The 22,104-nt window shown below is 67.4% G+C and carries 25 protein-coding genes; 20 read left to right on the top strand and 5 right to left on the bottom strand.

The annotated features are described in order from the left end of the window. Window positions 1-141: 141 nt before the first annotated feature. Entirely contained in the window at window positions 142-651 is a 510-nt protein-coding gene (locus GGR46_RS24010; protein ID WP_184000609.1) for a hypothetical protein, read from the top strand. Between the two features lie 21 nt (window positions 652-672). Here GGR46_RS24010 and GGR46_RS24005 read toward each other — a convergent pair whose 3' ends face one another. From GGR46_RS24005 to GGR46_RS23995, 3 genes are read right to left on the bottom strand one after another with little or no spacing between them, the layout of a single operon-like run. Then, window positions 673-1,170, bottom strand: a complete 498-nt coding sequence (locus tag GGR46_RS24005) for a DNA-deoxyinosine glycosylase (RefSeq protein WP_184000608.1) — start codon at window positions 1,168-1,170, stop codon at window positions 673-675. Then, window positions 1,167-1,529, bottom strand: coding sequence for a type II toxin-antitoxin system VapC family toxin (locus tag GGR46_RS24000; protein ID WP_246426339.1), 363 nt, complete (start codon window positions 1,527-1,529; stop codon window positions 1,167-1,169). The genes GGR46_RS24005 and GGR46_RS24000 overlap by 4 nt, the downstream gene beginning before the upstream one ends. A 20-nt stretch (window positions 1,530-1,549) precedes the next feature. Continuing rightward, a complete protein-coding gene (locus GGR46_RS23995; RefSeq protein ID WP_184000606.1) occupies window positions 1,550-1,816 on the bottom strand; it encodes a type II toxin-antitoxin system VapB family antitoxin in 267 nt (88 codons plus the stop codon). Between the two features lie 69 nt (window positions 1,817-1,885). Here GGR46_RS23995 and GGR46_RS23990 point away from each other — a divergent pair, with 69 nt between their 5' ends. Continuing rightward, window positions 1,886-2,218 (top strand): Mpo1-like protein, encoded by a 333-nt coding sequence (locus GGR46_RS23990; RefSeq protein ID WP_184000605.1) that lies wholly within the window; start codon window positions 1,886-1,888, stop codon window positions 2,216-2,218. Here GGR46_RS23990 and GGR46_RS23985 read toward each other — a convergent pair. Continuing rightward, on the bottom strand, window positions 2,215-2,682 hold the full coding sequence (locus GGR46_RS23985) for an SAM-dependent methyltransferase (protein WP_184000604.1): 468 nt from the start codon (window positions 2,680-2,682) through the stop codon (window positions 2,215-2,217). The genes GGR46_RS23990 and GGR46_RS23985 overlap by 4 nt on opposite strands. Window positions 2,683-2,815: 133 nt before the next feature. After that, window positions 2,816-3,019: an RAG2 PHD domain containing protein gene (locus GGR46_RS23980; protein WP_184000603.1), complete on the bottom strand. Its 204-nt coding sequence runs from the start codon at window positions 3,017-3,019 to the stop codon at window positions 2,816-2,818. 168 nt (window positions 3,020-3,187) lie between these two features. Between GGR46_RS23980 and GGR46_RS23975 the strand changes: the two genes are divergently transcribed. The 18 genes from GGR46_RS23975 (at window position 3,188) to ftsA (ending at window position 22,096) form a co-directional block, all read left to right on the top strand. Continuing rightward, entirely contained in the window at window positions 3,188-4,180 is a 993-nt protein-coding gene (locus tag GGR46_RS23975; RefSeq protein ID WP_184000602.1) for a cysteine synthase A, read from the top strand. Between the two features lie 84 nt (window positions 4,181-4,264). Next, complete coding sequence (locus GGR46_RS23970) at window positions 4,265-4,558, top strand: hypothetical protein (RefSeq protein ID WP_184000601.1); 294 nt, start codon at window positions 4,265-4,267, stop codon at window positions 4,556-4,558. 648 nt (window positions 4,559-5,206) lie between these two features. After that, window positions 5,207-5,692, top strand: coding sequence for a division/cell wall cluster transcriptional repressor MraZ (locus GGR46_RS23965; RefSeq protein ID WP_184000600.1), 486 nt, complete (start codon window positions 5,207-5,209; stop codon window positions 5,690-5,692). Then, entirely contained in the window at window positions 5,689-6,642 is a 954-nt protein-coding gene (gene rsmH / locus GGR46_RS23960; RefSeq protein WP_184000599.1) for a 16S rRNA (cytosine(1402)-N(4))-methyltransferase RsmH, read from the top strand. The genes GGR46_RS23965 and rsmH overlap by 4 nt, the downstream gene beginning before the upstream one ends. A 1-nt stretch (window position 6,643) precedes the next feature. Further along, the gene (locus tag GGR46_RS23955; RefSeq protein ID WP_184000598.1) at window positions 6,644-7,213 is read left to right on the top strand and encodes a hypothetical protein; all 570 of its coding nucleotides are present in this window, start codon (window positions 6,644-6,646) and stop codon (window positions 7,211-7,213) included. Continuing rightward, the gene (locus GGR46_RS23950) at window positions 7,210-8,925 is read left to right on the top strand and encodes a peptidoglycan D,D-transpeptidase FtsI family protein (protein ID WP_184000597.1); all 1,716 of its coding nucleotides are present in this window, start codon (window positions 7,210-7,212) and stop codon (window positions 8,923-8,925) included. Before GGR46_RS23955 ends, GGR46_RS23950 begins: the two co-directional genes overlap by 4 nt. Continuing rightward, window positions 8,922-10,340, top strand: a complete 1,419-nt coding sequence (locus GGR46_RS23945; protein WP_184000596.1) for a UDP-N-acetylmuramoyl-L-alanyl-D-glutamate--2,6-diaminopimelate ligase — start codon at window positions 8,922-8,924, stop codon at window positions 10,338-10,340. Before GGR46_RS23950 ends, GGR46_RS23945 begins: the two co-directional genes overlap by 4 nt. Further along, a complete protein-coding gene (locus tag GGR46_RS23940; RefSeq protein WP_184000595.1) occupies window positions 10,337-11,710 on the top strand; it encodes a UDP-N-acetylmuramoyl-tripeptide--D-alanyl-D-alanine ligase in 1,374 nt (457 codons plus the stop codon). Before GGR46_RS23945 ends, GGR46_RS23940 begins: the two co-directional genes overlap by 4 nt. Continuing rightward, window positions 11,710-12,780 (top strand): phospho-N-acetylmuramoyl-pentapeptide-transferase, encoded by a 1,071-nt coding sequence (gene mraY, locus GGR46_RS23935; RefSeq protein ID WP_184000594.1) that lies wholly within the window; start codon window positions 11,710-11,712, stop codon window positions 12,778-12,780. Before GGR46_RS23940 ends, mraY begins: the two co-directional genes overlap by 1 nt. Then, a complete protein-coding gene (murD, locus tag GGR46_RS23930) occupies window positions 12,777-14,066 on the top strand; it encodes a UDP-N-acetylmuramoyl-L-alanine--D-glutamate ligase (protein ID WP_184000593.1) in 1,290 nt (429 codons plus the stop codon). The genes mraY and murD overlap by 4 nt, the downstream gene beginning before the upstream one ends. Further along, on the top strand, window positions 14,063-15,292 hold the full coding sequence (locus tag GGR46_RS23925) for an FtsW/RodA/SpoVE family cell cycle protein (RefSeq protein ID WP_184000592.1): 1,230 nt from the start codon (window positions 14,063-14,065) through the stop codon (window positions 15,290-15,292). Before murD ends, GGR46_RS23925 begins: the two co-directional genes overlap by 4 nt. Then, entirely contained in the window at window positions 15,289-16,440 is a 1,152-nt protein-coding gene (gene murG, locus GGR46_RS23920) for an undecaprenyldiphospho-muramoylpentapeptide beta-N-acetylglucosaminyltransferase (RefSeq protein WP_184000591.1), read from the top strand. The genes GGR46_RS23925 and murG overlap by 4 nt, the downstream gene beginning before the upstream one ends. Next, window positions 16,437-17,843, top strand: a complete 1,407-nt coding sequence (murC, locus tag GGR46_RS23915) for a UDP-N-acetylmuramate--L-alanine ligase (protein WP_184000590.1) — start codon at window positions 16,437-16,439, stop codon at window positions 17,841-17,843. Before murG ends, murC begins: the two co-directional genes overlap by 4 nt. Continuing rightward, complete coding sequence (locus GGR46_RS23910) at window positions 17,840-18,034, top strand: hypothetical protein (protein WP_184000589.1); 195 nt, start codon at window positions 17,840-17,842, stop codon at window positions 18,032-18,034. Before murC ends, GGR46_RS23910 begins: the two co-directional genes overlap by 4 nt. Continuing rightward, window positions 18,007-18,933: a UDP-N-acetylmuramate dehydrogenase gene (murB, locus tag GGR46_RS23905; protein ID WP_184000588.1), complete on the top strand. Its 927-nt coding sequence runs from the start codon at window positions 18,007-18,009 to the stop codon at window positions 18,931-18,933. The genes GGR46_RS23910 and murB overlap by 28 nt, the downstream gene beginning before the upstream one ends. After that, window positions 18,900-19,865 (top strand): D-alanine--D-alanine ligase, encoded by a 966-nt coding sequence (locus GGR46_RS23900; protein WP_184000587.1) that lies wholly within the window; start codon window positions 18,900-18,902, stop codon window positions 19,863-19,865. Before murB ends, GGR46_RS23900 begins: the two co-directional genes overlap by 34 nt. 47 nt (window positions 19,866-19,912) lie before the next feature. Next, window positions 19,913-20,755, top strand: coding sequence for a cell division protein FtsQ/DivIB (locus tag GGR46_RS23895; protein ID WP_343058341.1), 843 nt, complete (start codon window positions 19,913-19,915; stop codon window positions 20,753-20,755). A gap of 81 nt (window positions 20,756-20,836) precedes the next feature. Next, a complete protein-coding gene (ftsA, locus tag GGR46_RS23890; RefSeq protein ID WP_184000585.1) occupies window positions 20,837-22,096 on the top strand; it encodes a cell division protein FtsA in 1,260 nt (419 codons plus the stop codon). Window positions 22,097-22,104: the final 8 nt, after the last annotated feature.

Genomic DNA, 22,104 nt, shown 5'->3' with positions numbered 1-22,104 from the left:
GGGCAAGGGGAATCGGGTCGGCCATATCGGAACAATACAAGAACATTTGCCTGTAGGACAGCCGTAATGGGTCGGGAATTGGCCCCGCCGCTTGACCGCTGCGGCGGGGACCGCGCAGGGTCCGCGGAGGAGGGATGGTCAATGCGCGCACTTGCCATTGCCGCTGTGCTGATGCTCGCGGCCTGCGGATCGAACGAAAAGGCCGAGGAGCCGGTTGCCAAGCCGAGCCCCAGGGGGCCGCATCTGGGCGAAGTGTCGCTCGACAAGCCGCTGCGCGCCACCGACAATGCGCTGACCTGGTCACTCGAGGTTGCGCCCGGCACCATCACGCTCACCCGCTTCGCCGGGCGCGGGAGCGAGGGCAGCGTCGTTCAATTCTATCCGGTCTCGCCCCAGGTCGATGCCGACAAGGCGGTTTGGAACACCAAGGATGTCGACGGTGCGCCGGTGACGATCACCTTCACCAAGGCCCGCTGCACCGAGAGCGGCGATCCGGCGATCGAGCGGCCGCTGACCGCCGATGTGCGGATCGGCGACAGCCAGCTCCATGGCTGTGCGGGCGAGCGGCCAGCGGACGGGTTGAACTCGCAGCCGGTGGAGCCGGGGAATGCGGCGGACAACGCTGCGGATGCGGTGGCCAACGCCCGCTAGATCGCGCCCCGCTGAACCGGCTCATTCGAGCAGGTTGCGCAGCGCCTCCCAGTGCGGAAGCTTCTTCTCGAAGCCAATCGTGTGGAGTGGGCTCGACGAGGGCAGGGCGAGGATCGTGTAGCGGTCCGCTGCCATGCCGAGTTGCTTCGAGCCGGTGCGGAAGGCCGTGCCGCCATTGAAGGCGATGCCGCGCAGATCCGGCAGGGTGGCGGCGAGGGCGACGATATCATGGCCCTCGACATCGCGAAGCGCAGCGTCGGTGCTGCCGGTGCGCCGGGCGCTGGCGACCACGTCCCACAGCCCAATATGCGCTTCTCGCAGCGCGGCGAGGCGGTCCGGATAGTCGAGCGCGGCGAGGTCGCGGCCGGCGGCGGGAGAGATCAGTCGCCAGAACTGGTTCTGGGGATGGGCATAATAACGCTGCTCGGCGAGTGAGCGTTCGCCGGGGAGCGAGCCGAGGACGAGCAGACGGGTGCGCGCATCGACGACGGGCGGGAAGCTGTGCTTGCGGTCGGTCACGCGGCGATGACGTCGGTCTGCGCGAAATCGTCGCCCTTGAAGAGCAGGGGCTCGCCGGTCGCCCTGGCCAGGGCATAGGCGAAGCAGTCGCCGAAGTTGAGGCGGGCTCGGTGGCCGGAGCCCTGGCCGTATTCCCGATAGGCGGCGTGGCCGATCTTCGCCTGCTCGACAGTGACAGGGGCAATCGCGATACGGAACTCGGCCACCAGTCCGGCCAGCGCACGTTGGTAATCGCGATTGCCACGGACTTGAACCGCCGAAAGCTCGATCCAGGTGCCGGCCGAAACCTGACAGGCAAAGGCCCTTGCCAGCTTCTCGACAAAGTCAGGCTTTTCCGGTTCGTCGAGCAGGATCGCCATGATCGCCGAGGTATCGACAATCATTTTGGCAGACCGTCCTCATCATAGATCGAGTCCATGATTTCCCTGGAGGTCTTGCCACGCCATTCCTCAGGCATGTCGTGCTGGAACTCGGCGACGATCTCGTTGACCCGGCGGATCGTTTCCTGGATTTCCTCTTCACGCCGCTGCAGCTCGCGCTCGAGCGCGGCGCGGATCGCCTGGGTGATCGGCTGGCCGGTCGCCTCGGCCAGTTCCCGGGCCAAGCGGATCGTCTCCGCGTCCTTGATGTTGAGCTGCGCGCCCATCTTTCTACCTCCGGTGCCTGCCTTTCTACCATGGCTTGCAAGGGGACGAAACGGGTGTAGCTTCACGACATGGCAGACAAGATCAGCAGCTATCGCGACTTCTGGCCCTTCTACCTGCGCGAGCATGCGAAGCCGTGGACGCGGGGGATGCACTATGTCGGCACGATCCTGACCCTGTGGTTCCTGCTGCTCGCACTGGGCGGGGCGGGCTGGTGGTGGTGGCTGGCGATTCCGCTGGCAGGATACGGCTTTGCCTGGGCGGCGCATTTCGGCGTCGAGAAGAACCGGCCGGCGACCTTCACCTATCCGCTCTGGTCGCTGGTCTCGGACTATCGGATGTTCTTCCTGTGGTTCGGCGGCCGGCTCGACGCGCATCTCGCCCGGGCGGGCGTTCCCGCCTAGCCCTCGGCGAGTACCTTGCCGCCGAGGCGGGCCAGCGCGCCGCCCAGCGGGCTGCACGGGTAGGGCATCGCTTCGGAGAGGAAGATCAGGTCGGCGGCGCCGTCATGCTCGGAGGCGAGCGCGGCGATCGGCTCGGCGATCTCGAAATGCAGGTCGGTGGAAGGGTGGGCGGCAAGCTCGGCCTGCCAGCGGGCGTGGCGGACACCGGCGGTCCAGAGCGATACGCCGCGGCCCTCGATGGAGACGAAGCCCAGCTCGCGGGCCTTTTCCGCAGCGCGGAGGAGGCGACCGCCATCGGCGCAGTCGAGGTCGAGCATGCGTACCGAGCGGTGGCCATGGTTGCGGAATTCGGCGAGTGCGCGGGCGATGCGGGCGTCGCAAGGACCGTGTCGCGATCCTCCGGGTTCGGTCGACAGGCCCGCGCGGCGCAGCAGCCCGCCGAGCGAGAATTGGGTGGCGGTCATTGGTCTTTCTCCTGGGAAATCGGGCGGGTCCTCAGCGACAGGGATCCCGGAATCCGGCGGTGGGGTGGGGCGCAGGGCTCGTCGGAAGCCGGACGAGCAGCGCGCAGGCGAGTGCGAGCAGCGCGATCATGCATCAGTGCGACAGGATCGAGTGGAGCGGCGTGGTGGCCAGCACCATGCGCGAGCCCGGAAAGGCGCGGCACTCGGACAGGGCGAAGCGGATCGCCGCATCGCGCGAGCGGAACAGCCCCTCGAGCATGCCATCCTGCTCCTGCACCACCCAATGGCCTTCGGTATCCTGGCCGACGCGCAGGATGTGTTCGGAACGCGAAACCATATGCACTCCATCTGTGAACCGGAGTGCGAGATAGGGGGCGGGGCCGTTAAGCTTCGAGACGAATTTCGGGCCCGGGCATAAGGGTTCCGTAAAGGCGGAAAGCCGTGCTTCTCGCGCCCCTGTCAGCACTTGCTTGCGGTGCGCGGCAATCCCCTCCATCTAGCGCCCATGCATGCGACATCCGACACGCTGGCGCTCATCGGCAACACGCCGCTGGTGCGCCTGAAAGGGCCGAGCGAGGCCACTGGCTGCGACATCTACGGCAAGTGCGAGTTCGCCAATCCCGGCGCCTCGGTGAAGGACCGCGCCGCGCTGTTCATCGTCAAGGATGCCGAGGAGCGCGGGGCGATCCAGCCGGGCGGCTGCATCGTCGAGGGCACGGCCGGCAATACCGGCATCGGCCTGGCGCTGGTCGCCAACGCCAAGGGCTATCGCACGATCATCGTGATGCCCGAGACGCAGAGCCGCGAGAAGATGGACACCCTCCGGGCGCTCGGCGCCGAGCTGGTGCTGGTGCCGGCGGCGCCCTATTCGAACCCCGGCCATTTCGTCCACACCTCGCGCCGTATCGCCGAGGAGACGCCGAACGCGATCTGGGCCAACCAGTTCGACAATATCGCCAATCGCCGCGCCCATATCGTCGGCACCGCCGAGGAGATCTGGACGCAGATGGACGGCCGGATCGACGGCTTCACCTGTGCCGCGGGCACCGGCGGCACGATCGCCGGCGTCGGGCTGGGCCTCAAGGCCAAGGACGAGAAGGTCGTCATCGCGCTGAGCGATCCGCACGGTGCTGCGCTTTACAGCTATTATGCCTGTGGCGAGCTCAAGGCCGAGGGCAGCTCGGTCGCCGAGGGCATCGGCCAGGGCCGCATCACCGGCAATCTCGAGGGCGCGCCGATCGACGCCCAGTTCCGCATCTCCGATGCCGAGGGCATGGAATGGGTCGAGCGGTTGCTCAAGGAAGAGGGGCTCTGCCTGGGCCTCTCCTCGGGCATCAACGTGGCGGGCGCGGTGCGGCTGGCGAAGCGGCTCGGCCCGGGCAAGCGGATCGCGACGATCCTGTGCGACACGGGTTTCCGGTATCTTTCAACGCTCTACAACGCCGAATGGCTAACCGCCAAGGGCCTGCCGGTGCCGGAGTGGCTCGCCGCTGCGTGAACAACCCATCTTGGCAATGGGTCGGTTCGGCGTTACATTTATGCAACAGATATGAGTGTGGGTTCGCCTGATACTGCCCAGACGATGCAGCGCGTACGCGTTGGTCTGACGGGGCTCGCCATGGTGGCGGTGCTGATCGTGCTTGCGAGCGCGGTCTTCACTTCCGCCAACCGCGAGCAGGCGATCTCCGCGATCGGTGCCTCCAATTCGGCCGTCGTCGCCAACATGACTGCGATCGGCAACACGCTGGGCGAGAAGATCAAGGAAGAGCCCCTCGCCGAGCTCGGCGCCGCGCCCAGCACGACCTCCACCGAGAAGACCGACGCCGCCGAGATCGCGCGGCAGCAAGAGGCGCAGCAGAACGGCGAAGTTCGCTGAGGTAGCGCGCGTCGGGGATTTTGTCCCGTCCGGCTCCTTTCCAGCCTGATCCTTTTCCCCGGTGAAGGCCGGGGGGCCGTCCTTGGAGTCACGTGCCCTGTCGCGTCTGCGATGCCGCACGCTTGGCCTGGATGGGGAGATGCGGTGCGTTTATCCACAATTTCATTGCGATCGGGGCGGAAAGCGCCTTGTTTATCGCGAAACTTGGTTAACCGGCGCGGGTCTTTCCGCGACTCGCAGGATTCCTGCAGTTCCTTGCAAGCTCTGGTCTGGCGGAGCGGCTGGGAAGTCCGCGAGTCCCTGGGCGGGGAAAACCGGGAAACCGCGCCACTTGGGCGGTTTTCCCGGGATCCGGCGGGATTTGGCCCCACTTTCAGGAATTACCCGTAGCGATTGCGGGTTCTACGGAGCGAAACGCGAGAACAGATGAGAACAAAAGCCGATTCTAAGTAAAACATCGCTCAAAAATGGGGTCTGGTGGGGCAAATTCCCGCTCTATCCCCAATTCTCCCGTTGAATCCCCGAGCATTTCTGCTAAAAAGAATGCTTAAGAGGGGGCACGCCCTTTTTCCGTCAGTTCGAAAGCGCCGGAGCGACCGTGGGGGTTGATTCCGGAGGCGGGAAAGTCGTGCCCATTGGGGTAGTGACGTGGCGGACAGGGAGCTCTTCGAGGGATTTGCGCTCCAGGCGGTCGACCAGAAGGGTCGTGTCGCCATCCCCGCAGACCTGCGCGCCGCCGCCGAGCGCAATTCCGACATCCGCCAGATCGTGGTTGGCCTGCATCCTTTCGACCCGTGCCTGTCGGCGCACGACCTCTCCTGGTCCAAGGAGAAGTATGAGCGCCTCGACCGCAAGGAGCAGCAGGCAGCCGATCGCGGCGAGGACGCCGACCCGCGCGCCAAGCGCCGCGCCTTCGGCCAGGTCGAGAAGGCCCCGTTCGACGATTCCGGTCGCTTCGTGATCCCGCCCTTCTTCCGCATGAAGGCGGGCATCCAGAAATGGGCGCTGTTCTACGGCAGCGGCGAAACCTTCGACATCTGGGCGCCCGAGCGCCTGATGGGCGATCCCGACGCAGACCCCACGCTGCGCGAGATCTGCGAATATCTGTGTCAGGCCAAGGGAGTCACGCTGTGAGCTCCCCGACCGAGCCCCACATTCCCGTCCTGCTCCACGAAGTGGTCGACGGCCTCGCCCCCGTGCCCGGCGAGCGTCATGTCGACTGTACCTTCGGAGCGGGGGGTTACACCAGCGCCATCCTCGAGCGGGGTGCCGAGGTGGCCGCCTTCGATCGCGACCCCCGTGCGATCGAAGGCGGCCAAACCCTCGTTGCCGCGGCGAACGGCCGCCTGATCCTGATCGAGGCGCCATTCAGCCAGCTGGAGCAGGAGCTCGAGCATCGCGGCCTGGTGCCGGTCGACGGCCTGACCATGGACATCGGCGTGTCGTCGATGCAGCTCGACCAGGCCGAGCGCGGCTTCTCCTTCCAGCAGGAAGGGCCGCTCGACATGCGCATGGCCGGCGAGGGGATGACCGCGGCCGAGTGGCTGAACGAAGCGGATGAGAGCGAGATCGCCGACATCCTCTACCAATATGGCGAGGAACCGCGCTCGCGCCGCGTCGCCAGCGCGATCGTGCGTGCGCGCCCGCTGGTGACCACCACCGACCTGGCGAACGTCGTCCGCAAGGCGCTGGGTTACAAGCCGCACGACAAGAAGGACCCGTCGACCCGGACCTTCCAGGCGGTGCGCATCTTCATCAACCGCGAGCTCGACGAGTTGGCGGAAGGCCTAGCCGCGGCCGAGCGCGTGCTCAAGCCCGGCGGCCGGCTGGCGGTGGTGACCTTCCACAGCCTGGAGGATCGCCTCGTGAAGCGCTTCCTGCGCGAGCGCAGCGGCAGCGAGCCCGCCGGTTCGCGCCACCGCCCGGCAGTCGGCCCGCGTGCCGAACCCAGTTTCGAACCTCCCGCCAAGGCCGTGAAGCCGAGCGACGAGGAGGTTGCCCGTAATCCGCGTGCCCGTTCGGCGACGCTGCGCGTGGCGCTGCGCACCGCGGCGGCGCCGTGGGGTAGTGAAGGAGTAGCGTAAGATGGCGATTCAGAGCTTCAAGGGACTGGGGTGGCTCCTCTGCGCCGTTGTCGTGGCGCCGGCATGCTACATGGTCAATTCGCACGGCGCGGCCGAGCAGGCCAAGCTCAACGCGATGAAGGGCGCGATCCTCCAGGCGCAGAAGGATATCCGCGGGCTGGAGACCGAGTTCCAGACCCGCGCCAACCTGGCCCAGATCGAGCGCTGGAATGGCGACGTGCTGGCGCTTGCGGCGCCGACTTCGGGGCAGTATCTGGCGAACGAGACTGCGCTGGCCAGCCTGGACCAGCCCGCGCAGATCCAGAACGCTTCGCTGATCGTTCCGACCGGCGCGGTTGCGGCTCAGCCTGTCGCAGCGGTAGCGACGGCGGCCGTGGCACCGGTGCAGGCGGCGCCCGCGCCGGTTCAACCGGTTTCGGGCAAGAGCGTGGCGCAGCAGGACCGGGAACTTCACGACCTCATGAAGAAGGCTGACAAGCGGGTGGCGATGGCCGACAAGGGTGTGCTCAGCACCTCGACTATCGACGACCTGAAGAAGCTTGCCCAGCGCGAGAAGCTGGCACTCCGTTGATCGTCGTCGTCGCCCCGCCGGCCCGCAAGGGCCGTACGGGCGATGCCCGGCAGGCGCTTGTCGCCACCGCCCAGGTGCGGCTGATGATCCTGTCGATCCTGTTCGGGTTCGGCATGCTGGTGGTGATCGGAAAGCTGGCGTTCCTTGCGGTCTGGGCCGAGCCGGCAACGGCGCGCGAGATCGCGACCAGCCTGGTGCCGCCGCGCGGCGACATCACCGATCGCCGCGGCGCCCCGCTGGCGCGCTCGATCGACAGCTGGACCATCGCGATCCATCCCAACCAGGTGATCGGCGACAAGGCCGAGCTGGCGCAGAAGCTCGCCGCGCTGATCCCGGACCAGAGCGCCGAGAAATATTTCGCGATCCTCCGTTCGGGCAGTGGCTTCGCCTATCTCAAGCGCCGGGCGATGCCCGAACTGGTCAGCCAGGTGAATGCGCTGGGCCAGCCGGCGATCGAGTTTCAGCGCGAGAACGATCGCCTTTATCCGCAGTCCAGCCTGGCTGCGCACGTGCTCGGCTATATCGATAGCACCGGCCATGGCCGCTACGGCATGGAGCGGGTGCTCGACGCGCAGCTGAGCGACCCGGCCAAGCGCGGCCAGCCGGTGGCGCTGTCGCTCGACCTGCGGGTGCAGGCGGCGCTGGAGAACGAGCTGGGCACGGCGATGAACCAGCTGCAGGCGCGCGGCGCCGCGGGCGTGATCCTCGACGTGCAGACCGGCGAAGTGATTGCAATGACTTCGCTGCCGGCCTTCAATCCCAATGCGATCGATGGTCCGCCACCGCGCAACAACGTGACGCAGAGCGTCTACGAGCTCGGCTCGACCTTCAAGCCGATCGCGGTGGCCGCGGCGATCGACACGGGCACCATCACTTCGATGGCGCGCCGCTTCGATGCGACCGTGCCGCTGCAGGTGGGCCGCTTCAAGATCCACGACGATCCGGGCGACGAGCAGTTCCGCTGGCTCAACATCCCGGAAACGCTGATCTATTCCTCGAACATAGCGACCGCGCGCATCGCCGACGAGCTGGGCGCGGAGAAGATGCAGGAGATCTTCCGCCGTTTCGAGTTCGACCAGCGCCCGAAGATCGAGCTGGATGGCGGCGCCAAGCCGCTCTGGCCGGTGAGCTGGGGCCGGATCACGGTGATGACGACCGCTTACGGCCACGGCATTGCGGTGACGCCACTGCATCTCGCTACCGCCTATGCCGCGATGGTGAATGGCGGGATCCTGCATGCAGCGACGCTGCGCAAGGTCGATCCCGCGCATCCTCCCCAGGGCAAGCGCGTGCTCAAGCAGGAGACCAGCGACCGGATGCGCCAGCTGCTCCGGCTGATCGTGCTCAAGGGCACCGGCCGAAAGGGCGAGGCGCCCGGCTTCCGCATTGGCGGCAAGACCGGCACCGCGGAAGCGGCCGCCGGCGGTGGTTATGACAAGAGTCGCAACGTTTCCACCTTCGCGGCGGCTTTCCCCATCGACGCACCGCGCTATGTCATGATCGCAATGCTCGATTCGCCCAAATCCAACCCCTCGATCGGCGTCTATCGCACGACCGCCGCCTGGACGGTGGCGCCCGTGGTGGCGCGGGTGGTGAGCCGTACCGGCTCGCTGCTCGGGGTGGTGCCGGATGCGAACCGCGATATCGACGAGCGTGAACTGCTTCCGCTGATCTGGGCGGGGCCGGACGCCGACAAGAAGGATCCCGAATGAAACTTGGCGCGCTGACGGAGGGCGGGGGGGACGCCGTCGTCACCGGATTTGCCATCGACCACCGCAAGGTCGCACCCGGCACCATCTTCGGCGCGTTCGAAGGGGCGCGTTTCAACGGCGAGGATTTCATCGCGGATGCAGTGAAGGCGGGGGCCGTGGCCATCGTCGCGCGTCCCAGCGTGAAGGTGGAGGGGGCGCTTCACATCGCCTCGGAGGCTCCGCGCGAAACCTTTGCCCGGCTGGCCGCGAAGTTCTTCGCGCCGTTCCCGGCAACCGCGGTGGCGGTGACGGGCACCAACGGCAAGACCTCCACCGTCGAGATGACGCGCCAGCTGTGGCGTATGCGCGGCTTCCATGCCGCCTCGATCGGCACTTTGGGCGTCACCACCGCCGACGACACGGTGAGCACCGGGCTGACCACGCCCGATATCGTCACTTTCCTCTCCAATGTCGCCGGGCTGGCGCGCGAGGGCGTGAGCCATGTCGCGTTCGAGGCGTCGTCGCACGGGCTCTCGCAATATCGGACCGAGGGGCTGCCGGTGAAGGCGGCGGCGTTCACCAACCTCAGCCGCGACCACCTCGACTATCATGGCGACATGGAAACCTATTTCCATGCCAAGATGCGCCTGTTCGCCGATGTGCTCGACCTGGACGGCGGCACCGCGGTGGTGTGGGCCGACGATCCCAATGCGCTGCGGATCGAGGATCTGGCGCGGCAGCGGGGCAACAGGCTGGTCACCGTCGGCGAGCATGGCAGCACGCTGCGGCTGATCGATCGCGAGCCGACCCTGCTCGGCCAGGGGCTGGTGATCGAAGCCGAGGGGAAGACGCACAAGGTCAATTTGCCGCTGATCGGCGCGTACCAGGCCGCCAATGCGCTCGTCGCGGCGGGGCTGGTGATCGCGACGGGCGGCGACGTGACGCAGACGCTTAGCGACCTCAGCCGGCTGCAGCCGGTGCGTGGGCGGCTCGAGCGGGCGGTGATCACCAAGGTCGGCGCGCCGGTCTATGTCGACTATGCCCACACGCCCGATGCGCTCGAGGCGGCGATTGCGGCGCTCAAGCCCCACACCCAGGGGCGGCTGATCATCGTGTTCGGCGCCGGCGGCGACCGCGACACCGGCAAGCGCGCGCCGATGGGGCAGGCGGCGACGGCGGGCGCGGACGTGGTGATCGTCACCGACGACAATCCGCGGTCCGAGAACCCGGCGGCGATCCGCGCCCAGGTGCTCGAAGGTGCGCCGGGTGCGATCGAGATCGGTGGGCGCCGCGATGCGATCAAGGCGGCGATCGACATGGCCGAGAGCCAGGACATCGTGCTGATCGCCGGCAAGGGGCATGAGCAGGGCCAGATCGTCGGCGACATGGTGCTGCCCTTCGACGATGTCACCGTGGCGCGGGAGAGCGCGGCGTGAGGCTGTGGACTTCCTTGGAGATTGCGGAGGCGACCGGCGGGACCGCGTCGGCCGATTTCGAAGTCTCGGGCGTCGCGTTCGATTCGCGCGAAGTGGGGACAGGGGACTTGTTCCTCGCGCTGAAGGGCGAGACCACCGACGGGCACAAATTCCTCGACCAGACCTTCGCGCAGGGCGCGACGGGGGCGGTCGTCTCGCAGGCTACCGACTATCCGCATGTGACGGTGGCGGACACCACCGCGGCGCTCGATGCGCTGGGCGTCGCCGCGCGGGCGCGGATGCAGGGCAAGGTGATCGGGGTCACCGGTTCGGTCGGCAAGACCGGCACCAAGGAAGCGCTGTTCGCCGCGCTGGAGCGCAACGCCCCGGGCGAGGCGCATCGCTCGGTCAAGAGCTACAACAACCATACCGGCGTGCCGCTCAGCCTCGCCCGCATGCCGCGGAACACCCGCTACGGCGTGTTCGAGATGGGCATGAACCACGCCGGCGAGTTGGCGGCGTTGACGAAGCTGGTGCGCCCGCACGTCGCCATCGTCACCACGATCGCGCCGGCGCATATGGGCTTCTTCGCCAATGAAGAGGCGATCGCCGACGCCAAGGGCGAGATCTTCCAGGGGCTGGAGCCCGGCGGCACTGCGATCGTGCCCTTCGACAGCCCGCACCGCGACCGGCTGATCGCCGCCGCGAAGCCCTATGCGGCGAAGATCGTCACCTTCGGCCTCCAGGAGGGTGCCGATTACCGTGCGGTCGAGACGATGCGCACGCGGACCGGTGGGACCTTCGTCACGGCGCGCTTCGGCCAGCGCGAGCTGAGCTTCACTTTGTCGCAGCCGGGCGCGCACTGGGTCTCCAACGCGATGGCGATCCTCGCCGCCGTGGACGCGGTTGGCGCCGATCTCGAGCTGGCCGGCCTAGCGCTTGCGGAACTCGGCGGGCTGGCCGGGCGTGGGGCGCGGCTCACCGTGCCGGTGCGCGGCGGCGAGGCGCTGGTGATCGACGAGAGCTACAACGCCAATCCCGCCTCGATGCGCGCGACGCTGGCGGTGCTGGCGCAGGAGAAGGGCCGCAAGCTGGCGGTGCTCGGCGAGATGCGCGAGCTGGGCGAGCATTCGGCCGCCTTCCACGCCGAATTGTCGGGCCCGATCGAGGCCGCGGGCGTTGAATCCGTCATTCTCGTCGGTGAAGCGATGGCGCCGCTCGCAGAGGCGCTTGAGGGCGCGGTCGATTTCGTCCATGTGCCCGACGCGGCGACCGCGCTGGGCAGGCTCGATGACATGCTCCAGGCGGGGGACGCAGTTCTCATAAAAGGGTCGAACGGCGTGCGGCTTGGGTCGGTGGTCGCGGCGTTGGCGGAAAGGGCACCTGCCTGATGTTGTACTGGATCGCGGACCTGCTGGACTTTCCCGGCGTCTTCAATCTCTTCCGCTATCTCTCGTTCCGCACCGGCGGCGCGGTGGCGACGGCGCTGCTGCTCGGCCTGCTGATCGGGCCCCGCTTCATCGGTTGGCTGCGCGTCCGCCAGGGCAAGGGGCAGCCGATCCGCGCCGACGGCCCGCAGAGCCACCTGGCCAAGCGCGGCACGCCGACCATGGGCGGGCTGATGATCCTGACCAGTATCATGCTCTCGCTGCTGCTGTGGATGGACCTGCGCAACCCCTATGTGTGGGCCTGCATGTTCGTCACCTTCGGCTTCGGCATGATCGGCTTCCTCGACGATTACGACAAGGTGCGGAAGCAGAAGACCGCGGGCGTATCGGGCAAGGTGCGGCTGATTGGCGAGTTCGCCATCGCGGGCATCGCCGCGACGATCATCTGCTCGCAGAACGGCACCGAACTCTACGTGCCCTTCTTCAGCAATTTCCACCCGAACATCAGCTATTTCTACATCGCCTTCGCCGCCTTCGTGATCGTCGCGTTCGGCAATGCGGTGAACCTGACCGACGGGCTCGACGGCCTGGCGACGATGCCGGTGGTGATCGCCAGCATGGCGTTCATGCTGATCGCGTACCTGGCCGGCAACAAGATCTACGCCGTCTATCTCGGCATCCCGCACGTGCCCGGCGCCGGCGACCTGGCGATCTTCTGCGGCGCGATGGTGGGGGCGGGCCTGGCCTTCCTGTGGTTCAACGCGCCCCCGGCGGCCGTATTCATGGGCGATACCGGCAGCCTGGCGCTGGGCGGCGCGCTCGGCACGATCGCGGTCACCACGCACCACGAGCTGGTGCTCGGCATCATCGGCGGCCTGTTCGTGATGGAGGCGCTGAGCGTCATCATCCAGGTGTTCTTCTTCAAGCGCACCGGCAAGCGCGTGTTCCGCATGGCGCCGATCCACCACCATTTCGAACAGCTCGGCTGGTCGGAGCCCACGGTCGTGATCCGTTTCTGGATCATCGCCTTCGTGCTGGCGCTGGCGGGCCTCGCGACGCTCAAGCTGCGGTGATCACCGGCACCACCTGGCGCGGCAAACGCTATGCGGTGCTCGGGCTGGCGCGCTCGGGGCTGGCGACGGTCGACGCGCTGGTTGCGAGCGGCGCCGAAGTTACCGCATGGGACAGTAACGAGGCGGCGCGTTCCAAGGCGCAGGGTGCGACGCTTGCCGACCCGCTGGAGATCGACCTGACCGGTTTCGCGGGCGTCGCCGTTTCGCCGGGCGTGCCGCTGAACACGCATCCGATCGCGGCGAAGGCGGCCGAAGCGGGCGTGCCCGTCATCGGTGACATCGAGCTGTTCGCCGAGGCGCGCGCCGAGATGCCCGCGCACCGCGTGGTCGGCATCACCGGGACCAACGGCAAGTCGACCACCACGGCGCTGATCCACCACATCATCGAGACCGCCGGCATTCCCACGCGAATGGGCGGCAATATCGGGCTGCCGATCCTGGGGCAGGATCCGCTTCCCGCAGGCGGCGTCTATGTGCTCGAGCTCAGCAGCTACCAGATCGACCTGACCCACAGCCTCGACTGCGACGTCGCGGTGCTGCTCAACATCACGCCGGATCATCTCGACCGCTATGCCGGGTTCGACGCTTATGCCGAATCCAAGGTGCGGCTGTTCGAGATGCAGTCCAGGGGGCATGCGGCGATCATCGGCATCGGCGACGAGACTTGCGCCAATATCGCGCGCCGGCTCGCCGATTTCGGCCGCAGCGAGGATCTGACCCGCATCGCGCCCGGCATCTGCATGGACCAGTCGCGCTGGCCGGCGCTGCAGGGGCCGCACAACGCCCAGAACGCGCTCGCCGCGATCGCCTCCTGCCAGGCGCTCGGCATCGACCAGGCTGCGATCGACAAGGGGCTGCGCAGCTTCCCCGGCCTGCCGCACCGCATGGAGCGGGTGAAGACGGTGAACGGCGTGCTGTTCGTCAACGACAGCAAGGCGACCAACGCGGACTCCACCGCACCGGCGCTCTCGGCCTATCCGAAGATCCACTGGATCCTCGGCGGCAAGGCCAAGACCGACGATCTCGACGCCTGCCGGCCCGGCTTTCCCCATGTGGTGAAGGCCTATACGATCGGCGATGCCGGCGAGATGTTCGCCAAGCTGCTCGAAGGCGAGATACCGGTCGAGCGATCGGGCACGCTCGACGTTGCGGTGAAGGCCGCCGCCGCCAATGCCCAGCCGGGCGAGGTGGTGCTGCTGTCGCCGGCCTGTGCGTCGTTCGACCAGTTCAAGGATTACGAAGCCCGGGGCCAGGCCTTCCGCGACGCGGTGGAGGCGCTGGGATGAACGACACCGTGGAAGTGCCGGAAGCTGGAAACGAGGTTCGCCGTCGTGTCCAGCAACAGCTCGGCCGTGCGAGCAAGACCCGCGCCGGCATGTGGTTCTGGGAAGTCGATCGCGTGCTGCTCACGCTCGCGCTGCTGCTGATCGCGATCGGGCTGGTTGCGGTCGCCGCAGCATCTCCCGCCACCGCGCGGCGCTATTCCGACGCCACCCACATCATGGCACCGATGTACTATTTCTGGCGCCAGCTGGTCTGGGTCTGCATCTGCGTGCCGGTGATGATCACCGTGTCGATGCTGCCCGTCACGGTCGCGCGCCGCCTGGCGCTGATCGGAGCGGCGATATTCCTCGTCTGCCTCGCGCTGGTGCCGATCGTCGGGCACGAGGTGAATGGCGCCAAGCGCTGGATCGGCGTCGGCATCTCGGAATTCCAACCCTCCGAGTTCCTGAAGCCTCTCTTCATCGTCGCCACCGCCTGGATGCTGAGCTTCCGTGCGAAGGATCCGCAGCTGCCGGTGCTGTTCGTCACCGGCGCGCTCACCGCGCTGATCGGCGTGCTGCTGATGCTCCAGCCGGACTTCGGCCAGACGATCGTGTTCGGCAGCGTGTGGCTGATCCTGCTGATGATCTCGGGCATTTCCCCCGCGGCGATTGCCGGGCTGGGCGGCACCGCGGTGGCCGGCGTGGTCGCGGCCTATCTGTTCTACGGCACCGCGCGCACCCGCATCGACAACTTCCTCTTCCCCACCAAGGATGCCGCGCTCGCCGAGCGCTACCAGGTTGAGATGGCGCACGACACGCTGACCGCGGGCGGCCTCACCGGCACCGGTCCCGGCAACGGCATGATGAAGTTCCGCCTGCCGGAAGGGCATACCGACTATATCTTCTCGGTGATCGGCGAGGAGTTCGGGCTGATCGCCTGCGCGGTGATCGCCTTGCTCTATCTTGCCATCGTCGTCCGCGTGCTGATGAAGCTGCTCGACGAGGAAGACGCCTTTCGCCTGCTCGCCGCTGCCGGCCTTGCCGCGCAGTTCGGCGTGCAGTCGCTGATCAACATGGCGGTGAACACCGGCATCGCCCCGTCCAAGGGCATGACCTTGCCCTTCATTTCCTATGGCGGATCGTCGATGATCGCGCTGGCGATCGGCTATGGGTTGCTTCTCGCCTTCACGCGACGAAACCCGTATCTGAAGCGCTCGCCCTATACCGGCCGCTGGAGCAACGCATGACCAATTCCCGTAGCTATGTCCTCGCAGCCGGCGGCACCGGTGGGCATATGGTGCCCGCTGCCGCACTGGCCGCGGAGCTGGCCGAGCGGGGCCATCACGTTGCGCTGGTCAGCGATGATCGCGGCGTGCGCTTCCCGGGCCTGTTCGACGGCGTCGAGACGCACGTCCTGCCCGCGGGCCGCCTTGGCGGCGGGCCGCTCGGCTATATCCGTGCGGCGGGCAAGATCCTGGCCGGTCGCTCGATGGCGCTGCGGCTCTACAAGGAACTCCAGCCCTCGGCGGTGATCGGCTTTGGTGGCTATCCCGCGCTTCCCGCGCTGCTCGCCGCGTTCGGCGCCGGCGTGCCGACCATCATCCATGAGCAGAACGCCGTGCTGGGCCGGGTGAATCGCTTCGTGGCGAACCGGGTCGATGCGATCGCGACCTCCTATGACCAGGTCGACCGGATGAAGCCCGGCTGGCAGGCCAAGACGCATCTCGTCGGCAATCCGGTGCGGGAGGCGGTGCTGGCGCTGCGCAGCCGGCCCTATCCGCTGCTCGAGGAGGACGGCATCTTCCGCGTGCTCGTCACCGGCGGCAGCCAGGGTGCGACCGTGCTGAGCCAAGTGGTGCCCGATGGGCTCGCGCTGCTCCCCGTCCATTTCCGCCGCCGCCTGCAAGTGACACACCAGGCCCGCGTCGAGGATATCGAGACGGTGCGGGGCAAGTATCAGGCGCATGGCATCCCCGCCGACGTCTCGACCTATATCACCGACATGGCGGACGCGCTGGCCTGGTCGCACATCGTGATCGCCCGCGCCGGCGCCTCGACCATCGCCGAGCTGACCGCGGCGGGGCGCCCGGCGATCCTGGTGCCGCTGCCGACCTCGACCGACGATCACCAGACCGCCAATGCCCGCGAGATCAGCACGGCGGGCGGCGCGCGGACGATCCAGCAAAAGGGCTTCACCGCGGCGGAGCTCGCCAAGCAGATCCAGAAGCTCGGGCTCGATACCCAGGGGCTCGAAAATGCCGCGGCACGGGCGCGCAGCGTGGGCCGTCCCAACGCCACGCGCGACCTTGCCGATCTCGTCGAATCCATCGATGCGCCCGAGGCCCCGATCAAGGGCCAGCGCATCTCCATGCAGGGAAGGCCAGCGTTCGCATGAAGGGTGTCGCAAAGGACATCGGTACCATCCATTTCGTCGGTATCGGCGGCATCGGCATGTCGGGCATTGCCGAGGTGATGCACAATCTCGGCTATTCGGTGCAGGGATCGGACGTGGCCGAGGGCTACGTCGTGCAGGGGCTGCGCAGCCGTGGCATCCCGGTGACGATCGGGCACAATGCCGAGAATCTGGGTGACGCGGCGGTGGTGGTGGTCTCCACCGCGATCGTGCGCACCAATCCCGAGGTCGAGGCGGCCTATCAGCGCCGCATCCCCGTGGTGCGCCGCGCCGAGATGCTCGCCGAGCTGATGCGCCTCAAGTCCACCGTCGCGGTGGCCGGCACCCACGGGAAGACGACCACGACTTCGATGGTCGCGGCGCTGCTCGATGCCGGCGGGGTGGACCCGACCGTGATCAACGGCGGCATCATCAACCAGTACGGCTCCAACGCCCGCCTGGGCGACAGCGAATGGATGGTGGTCGAGGCCGATGAGAGCGATGGCAGCTTCCTGCGGCTCGACGGCACCTATGCCATCGTCACCAACATCGATCCCGAGCATCTCGATCACTATGGCTCGTTCGACAAGGCGAAGGACGCCTATGTCGAGTTCGTCGAGAATGTGCCCTTCTATGGCGCGGCGCTGCTGTGCCTCGACCATCCCGAGGTGCAGGCGATCATCCCGCGCGTCCGCGACCGCCGGATCGTCACCTATGGCTTCGCTGCCAGCGCCGACGTGCGCGGCGTCAACGTGGTGCCGCATCACGGGGGCAATCGCTTCGAGGCGATCATCCGCAGCCGCGACGGCAGCACGCGCTCTATCGAGGGGATCGAGCTGCCGATGCCGGGCCGTCACAATGTCCAGAACGCGCTCGCCGCGATCGGCGTGGCGCTCGAGCTGGGCATTCCCGATGCGACGATCCAGCAGGGCTTTGCCAAGTTCGGCGGCGTGAAGCGGCGGTTCACCAAGGTCGGCGAAGTGGGTGGCGTCACGATCATCGACGATTACGGTCACCATCCGGTCGAGATCCGCGCAGTGCTGGCGGCGGCGCGCGAGAGTGCCGAGGGCAGGGTGATCGCCGTGGTGCAGCCGCACCGCTTCACCCGCCTCAAGAACCTGATGGACGAGTTCGCCCAGGCCTTCAACGACGCCGACATGGTCTATGTCACCCCGGTCTATGCCGCGGGCGAGTTGCCGCTGGAGGGCGTGAGCTCGGAGGCGCTGGTCGAGAATGTCCAGAGGCGCGGGCATCGTGCCGTCTCTGCGATCGAGAGCGAGGACGCGCTGGCGAAGACGCTCGCCGGCGTGATCCAGCCCAAGGACATGGTCATCTGCCTGGGCGCGGGCGACATCACCAAATGGGCGGCGAACCTGGCCGGGGCGATCGAGGAGGCCCGGGCATGAGCGACTGGTTCACGCTCGGCCTGCAGGTCCAGCGCGACCTGCTCAAGGCCCAGCAGGCACAGATGGACGCGGCGCAGAAGCTGCTCGATGCCGGGCGCGACGTGATGAAGTTCCAGCAGGCCGGGCAGAAGGCGGCCCAGGCGAACCTCGATGCCTGGAAGCAATGGTCGAGCATGTGGGGCTGGAAGTGAGCGCACCCTGCACCGCGCTGCCTCCGCTGCGTGGCACGATCGAGCATCAGGGCAGCCTTGCCGACTTCATCTGGTTCCGCACCGGCGGCCCGGCCGAATGGCTGGTGCGCCCCGACGACGTGCAGAGCCTCGCGGCATTCCTGGCCGGGCTCGATCCCGAAGTGCCGGTGTTGCCGGTCGGCGTCGGCTCGAACCTGATCGTGCGCGACGGTGGCGTGCCGGGCGTGGTGGTGCGGCTGCCCAAGGCGATGGCCAAGGTCAGCATCGAGCCGGGTAACCGCGTGCGTGCCGGTGGCGCTGCGATGGGGATCACCGTGGCGAGCGCCGCGCGCGATGCGGGTATCGCCGGCCTCGAGTTCCTGCGCGGGATTCCGGGCACGGTCGGCGGCGCGGTGCGGATGAACGCGGGCGCCTATGGCCGCGATACCAGCAATATCCTGGTCGAGATCACGCTGGTGACTCGAAACGGGACGGTGGAGACCTGGCCGGCGGCCAGACTGGGCTACACCTATCGCCATTCCGAGCTGCCCGAAGGCGCCGTGGTGGTCGAGGCGCTGTTCGAAGGCACGCCGGGCGACAAGGCCGAGATCGGTGCCGAGATGGACCGGATTGCGGCGGAACGCGAGGCTTCGCAGCCGCTTAGGTCGCGCACCGGCGGCTCGACCTTCAAGAACCCGCAAGGCCATAGCGCCTGGAAGCTGGTCGACGATGCCGGTTGCCGCGGGCTTCGACGCGGCGATGCGCAGGTCAGCGAAAAACACTGCAATTTCCTGCTCAATCTGGGCAATGCTTCCTCGGTCGACATCGAAGCGCTGGGCGAGGAAGTCCGTGCCAAGGTGAAGGCGCAATCTGGGATCGAGCTGGAATGGGAAATCCAGCGGATAGGGGTCGACAAGTGAATTCGCTGCACGTTGCCGTACTGATGGGTGGATGGTCGGCCGAGCGCGAGGTCTCGCTGATGTCGGGCGCGGGTATCGCGGATGCGCTGGAGAGCCTGGGCCACCGGGTGACGCGCATCGACATGGGGCGCGACGTCGCCCTGAAGATCGCCGAGGCGAGGCCCGACGTGGTGTTCAACGCGCTGCACGGCACGCCCGGCGAGGACGGCACGGTGCAGGGCATGCTCGACCTGATGGGCGTGAAGTACACGCACTCCGGGCTGGTCACCTCGGTGATCGCGATTGACAAGCAACTGACCAAGCAGGCGCTGGTGCCGCACGGCATCCCGATGCCCGGCGGGCGGATGGTGAAGACCGAGGAGCTGCACCAGGCCGATCCGCTGCCGCGCCCTTATGTGCTGAAGCCCGTCAACGAAGGCTCGTCGGTCGGCGTGGCGATCGTCACCAAGGAAGGCAATTACGGCAATCCGATCGCGGCCGAGTCAACCGGCCCGTGGCAGGAGTTCGACGAGCTGCTCGCCGAACCCTTCATCCGCGGCCGTGAGCTGACCACCGCGGTACTGGCGGGGGAAGCGCTGGGCGTGACCGAGCTGAAGCCCAAGAGCGGCTTCTACGACTACGACGCCAAATATACCGACGGCCTGACCGAGCATGTCTGCCCGGCCGAGATCCCCGACGAGATCGCCGATGCCTGCAAGCGCATCGCGCTGGAATCGCACAAGCTGCTCGGCTGCAAGGGCACTTCGCGCTCCGACTTCCGCTGGGATGACGAACTGGGCGTGGAAGGGCTGTTCCTGCTCGAGGTGAACACCCAGCCGGGCATGACGCCGCTCAGCCTGGTGCCCGAGCAGGCGCGCCATCTCGGCATCTCCTATCCCGAGCTTTGCCAGCGCATCGTCGACGAAGCGCTGCGCGAGGACGCCCAGGGATGAGCCGCGCGCCCTCCAGTCGGACGGCGACCCGACGCGGGGGGAAGCCGGTGCCGAAGCGCAAGCCGACGGTACGCAAGAAGCAGCCCGGGCTGATGGACCAGGCGCTCGCCGCGCTGCCGTTCAGCCAGGCGACGCTTACCCGCATCGCGACCTGGGGCATTGTCGGCGTGTTCACGATCGGCCTGCTGACCGTCGCGACCTGGTTCGGCGTGCCGCAGATCATCGGCACCGGCGCCGCCCAGGCAGTGGGCGAGGCGGGGCTGCGCGTCGACACGATCCAGATCAACGGGCTCAAGCGGATGAACCGCATGACCGTGTACCAGCAGGTGCTCGACCAGAATTCGCGTGCCATGCCGCTGGTCGATCTGGGCGAGGTGCGTGCCAAGCTGCTCGCCTATCCGTGGATCAAGGACGCCCGCGTCTCGCGCCGGCTGCCCGACAAGCTGCTGATCGACATCGTCGAGCGCGAGCCGGCGGCGATCTGGCAGAACCATGGCCAGCTGATGCTGATCGACCCGACCGGCGTGCCGCTGGAGCCGGTCTCGCGCGAGGCGATGCCGGATCTGCCGCTGCTGATCGGCGACGGCGCCAATTCGCAGGAGCCGGCGCACCGCGACCTGATGGACAGCGCGCCGGCGCTCAAGCCGCTGGTCCGTGCCGCCACCTGGGTCGGCAACCGGCGCTGGGACATCATCTTCGACACCGGCGAGAAGCTCCAGTTGCCCGAGGGCGAGAAGGAAGCAAAGGACGCGCTCAAGACCTTCGCCGAGAAGGACGGGGCCTACCGCCTGCTCGGGCGCGGCAACCTGGGTTTCGACATGCGCGACCCCGACAATCTGGTCGTCCGCCGGCCCGCCGCGATCGGCGCGCCCGCTGCGACCGGATTATGAGTAACACCGTAGTTGTAATCAGGGCAAAATCCTGATTCATATGGTGAATTGAGTATTAAGCGTTTTTCGAACGAGGGGCAGATGGCGAAGGTAGCACCGGAAGGGCTGATCACGGCATTGGACGTGGGGTCGTCCAAGGTCTCGGCGCTGATCGCGCAGCGGTCCGACGATGGCACGCTGGTGGTGCTCGGCACCGGCCAGCGCGAGAGCCGCGGCGTCAAGCGCGGCTATGTCGCCGACATGCATGCGACCGAGCTGGCGATCCGCGAAGCGGTCGAACAGGCCGAGCGTATCGCCGGACAGAATATCGAGGACGTCTGGGTGAGCTTTTCGGCCGGCGGACTGATCTCGGACATAGTGCGGCTCGAATCCGATCTCGGCGGCCACCGCATCGAGCAGAACGACGTGGACGAGCTGCTCCGTGCCGGCAGTGCCGCGATCGATCCGCAGGGCAAGATGGTCCTTCACGCCCAGCCGACCCGCTACACGGTCGACGGCCTCGCGGGGGTGAAGCGCCCGCTCGGGCTGCATGCCGAGCGCCTTGGCGTCGACATCCATGTCGTCGCAACCGACGGCGCGCCGGTGCGCAACCTCGATCACTGCGTCCGCTCGGCGCATCTTGAGGTCCGCTCGATCATCGCAGCCCCGGTGGCGACGGGCCTCGCCTGCCTCACCGACGAAGAGCGCGAGCTCGGCGTCGCGCTGGTCGAGATCGGCGCGGGCGTGACCAACGTATCGGTCTTCTCGCAGGGCGTGCTCTCGGGCCTCGCCTCGATCCCGATGGGCTCGGCCGACATCACCGACGACATCGCCTCGTCCTTCGGCACCGCGCGGGCCTGGGCGGAGCGTACCAAGTGCTTCCACGGCTCGGCCAACCTGAGCCCGCGCGACAATCACGAGATGATCGACGTCGTGCCCGCCATCCCCGATGACGGCAGCGAAGGCCCGCGCATCACCAAGGCGCAGCTCAACGCGATCATCCGCAAGCGGCTGGAGCGGCTGATGGGAGAGATTCAGAAGGAGCTGAAGAAGCTTAGCTTCGAGGACCCTGCAGGCCGCCAGATCGTGCTCACCGGCGGCGGCGCCGAGCTCAAGGGCGTGGCGGATTACGCGCAGCAGTTCCTCGGCAGCGCGGTGCGTGTCGGCCGGCCCAAGGGGCTGGTGGCGCTTCCGGAAGCCCATGCCGGCCCGGCCTTCGCCACGCTGGCGGGTCTGGCGCGCTTCGCTGCGGCCAACCCGATCGACCTGCGCGCGCTGGAGCCGACGCACCAGATGGTGACCCGGGCGAGCCCGGGGGCGCTCATCCAGCGCCTAATCGCGGCGTTCCGGGCTAATTATTAGAAGAAATG

Origin of the sequence: Sphingomonas kyeonggiensis, assembly GCF_014196745.1 — a bacterium.
In the GTDB taxonomy this organism is placed as follows: domain Bacteria; phylum Pseudomonadota; class Alphaproteobacteria; order Sphingomonadales; family Sphingomonadaceae; genus Sphingomonas; species Sphingomonas kyeonggiensis.
This window is presented reverse-complemented; position numbering and strand designations above follow the sequence as displayed.

Bases quoted from the DNA above. Each gene is read 5' to 3' on its own strand.
- GGR46_RS23990 (WP_184000605.1), top strand. From the start codon at position 1,886: ATGGCAGACAAGATCAGCAGCTATCGCGACTTCTGGCCCTTCTACCTG.
- GGR46_RS23970 (WP_184000601.1), top strand. From the start codon at position 4,265: ATGCAGCGCGTACGCGTTGGTCTGACGGGGCTCGCCATGGTGGCGGTG.
- murB (WP_184000588.1), top strand. From the start codon at position 18,007: ATGGTCGAGCATGTGGGGCTGGAAGTGAGCGCACCCTGCACCGCGCTG.
- GGR46_RS23975 (WP_184000602.1), top strand. From the start codon at position 3,188: ATGCATGCGACATCCGACACGCTGGCGCTCATCGGCAACACGCCGCTG.
- murC (WP_184000590.1), top strand. From the start codon at position 16,437: ATGAAGGGTGTCGCAAAGGACATCGGTACCATCCATTTCGTCGGTATC.
- GGR46_RS23980 (WP_184000603.1), bottom strand. From the start codon at position 3,019: ATGGTTTCGCGTTCCGAACACATCCTGCGCGTCGGCCAGGATACCGAA.
- GGR46_RS23955 (WP_184000598.1), top strand. From the start codon at position 6,644: ATGGCGATTCAGAGCTTCAAGGGACTGGGGTGGCTCCTCTGCGCCGTT.
- GGR46_RS23925 (WP_184000592.1), top strand. From the start codon at position 14,063: ATGAACGACACCGTGGAAGTGCCGGAAGCTGGAAACGAGGTTCGCCGT.
- GGR46_RS23900 (WP_184000587.1), top strand. From the start codon at position 18,900: ATGGGAAATCCAGCGGATAGGGGTCGACAAGTGAATTCGCTGCACGTT.
- GGR46_RS23945 (WP_184000596.1), top strand. From the start codon at position 8,922: ATGAAACTTGGCGCGCTGACGGAGGGCGGGGGGGACGCCGTCGTCACC.
- GGR46_RS23995 (WP_184000606.1), bottom strand. From the start codon at position 1,816: ATGGGCGCGCAGCTCAACATCAAGGACGCGGAGACGATCCGCTTGGCC.
- GGR46_RS23910 (WP_184000589.1), top strand. From the start codon at position 17,840: ATGAGCGACTGGTTCACGCTCGGCCTGCAGGTCCAGCGCGACCTGCTC.
- ftsA (WP_184000585.1), top strand. From the start codon at position 20,837: ATGGCGAAGGTAGCACCGGAAGGGCTGATCACGGCATTGGACGTGGGG.
- GGR46_RS23985 (WP_184000604.1), bottom strand. From the start codon at position 2,682: ATGACCGCCACCCAATTCTCGCTCGGCGGGCTGCTGCGCCGCGCGGGC.
- murG (WP_184000591.1), top strand. From the start codon at position 15,289: ATGACCAATTCCCGTAGCTATGTCCTCGCAGCCGGCGGCACCGGTGGG.
- GGR46_RS24010 (WP_184000609.1), top strand. From the start codon at position 142: ATGCGCGCACTTGCCATTGCCGCTGTGCTGATGCTCGCGGCCTGCGGA.
- mraY (WP_184000594.1), top strand. From the start codon at position 11,710: ATGTTGTACTGGATCGCGGACCTGCTGGACTTTCCCGGCGTCTTCAAT.
- GGR46_RS24000 (WP_246426339.1), bottom strand. From the start codon at position 1,529: ATGGCGATCCTGCTCGACGAACCGGAAAAGCCTGACTTTGTCGAGAAG.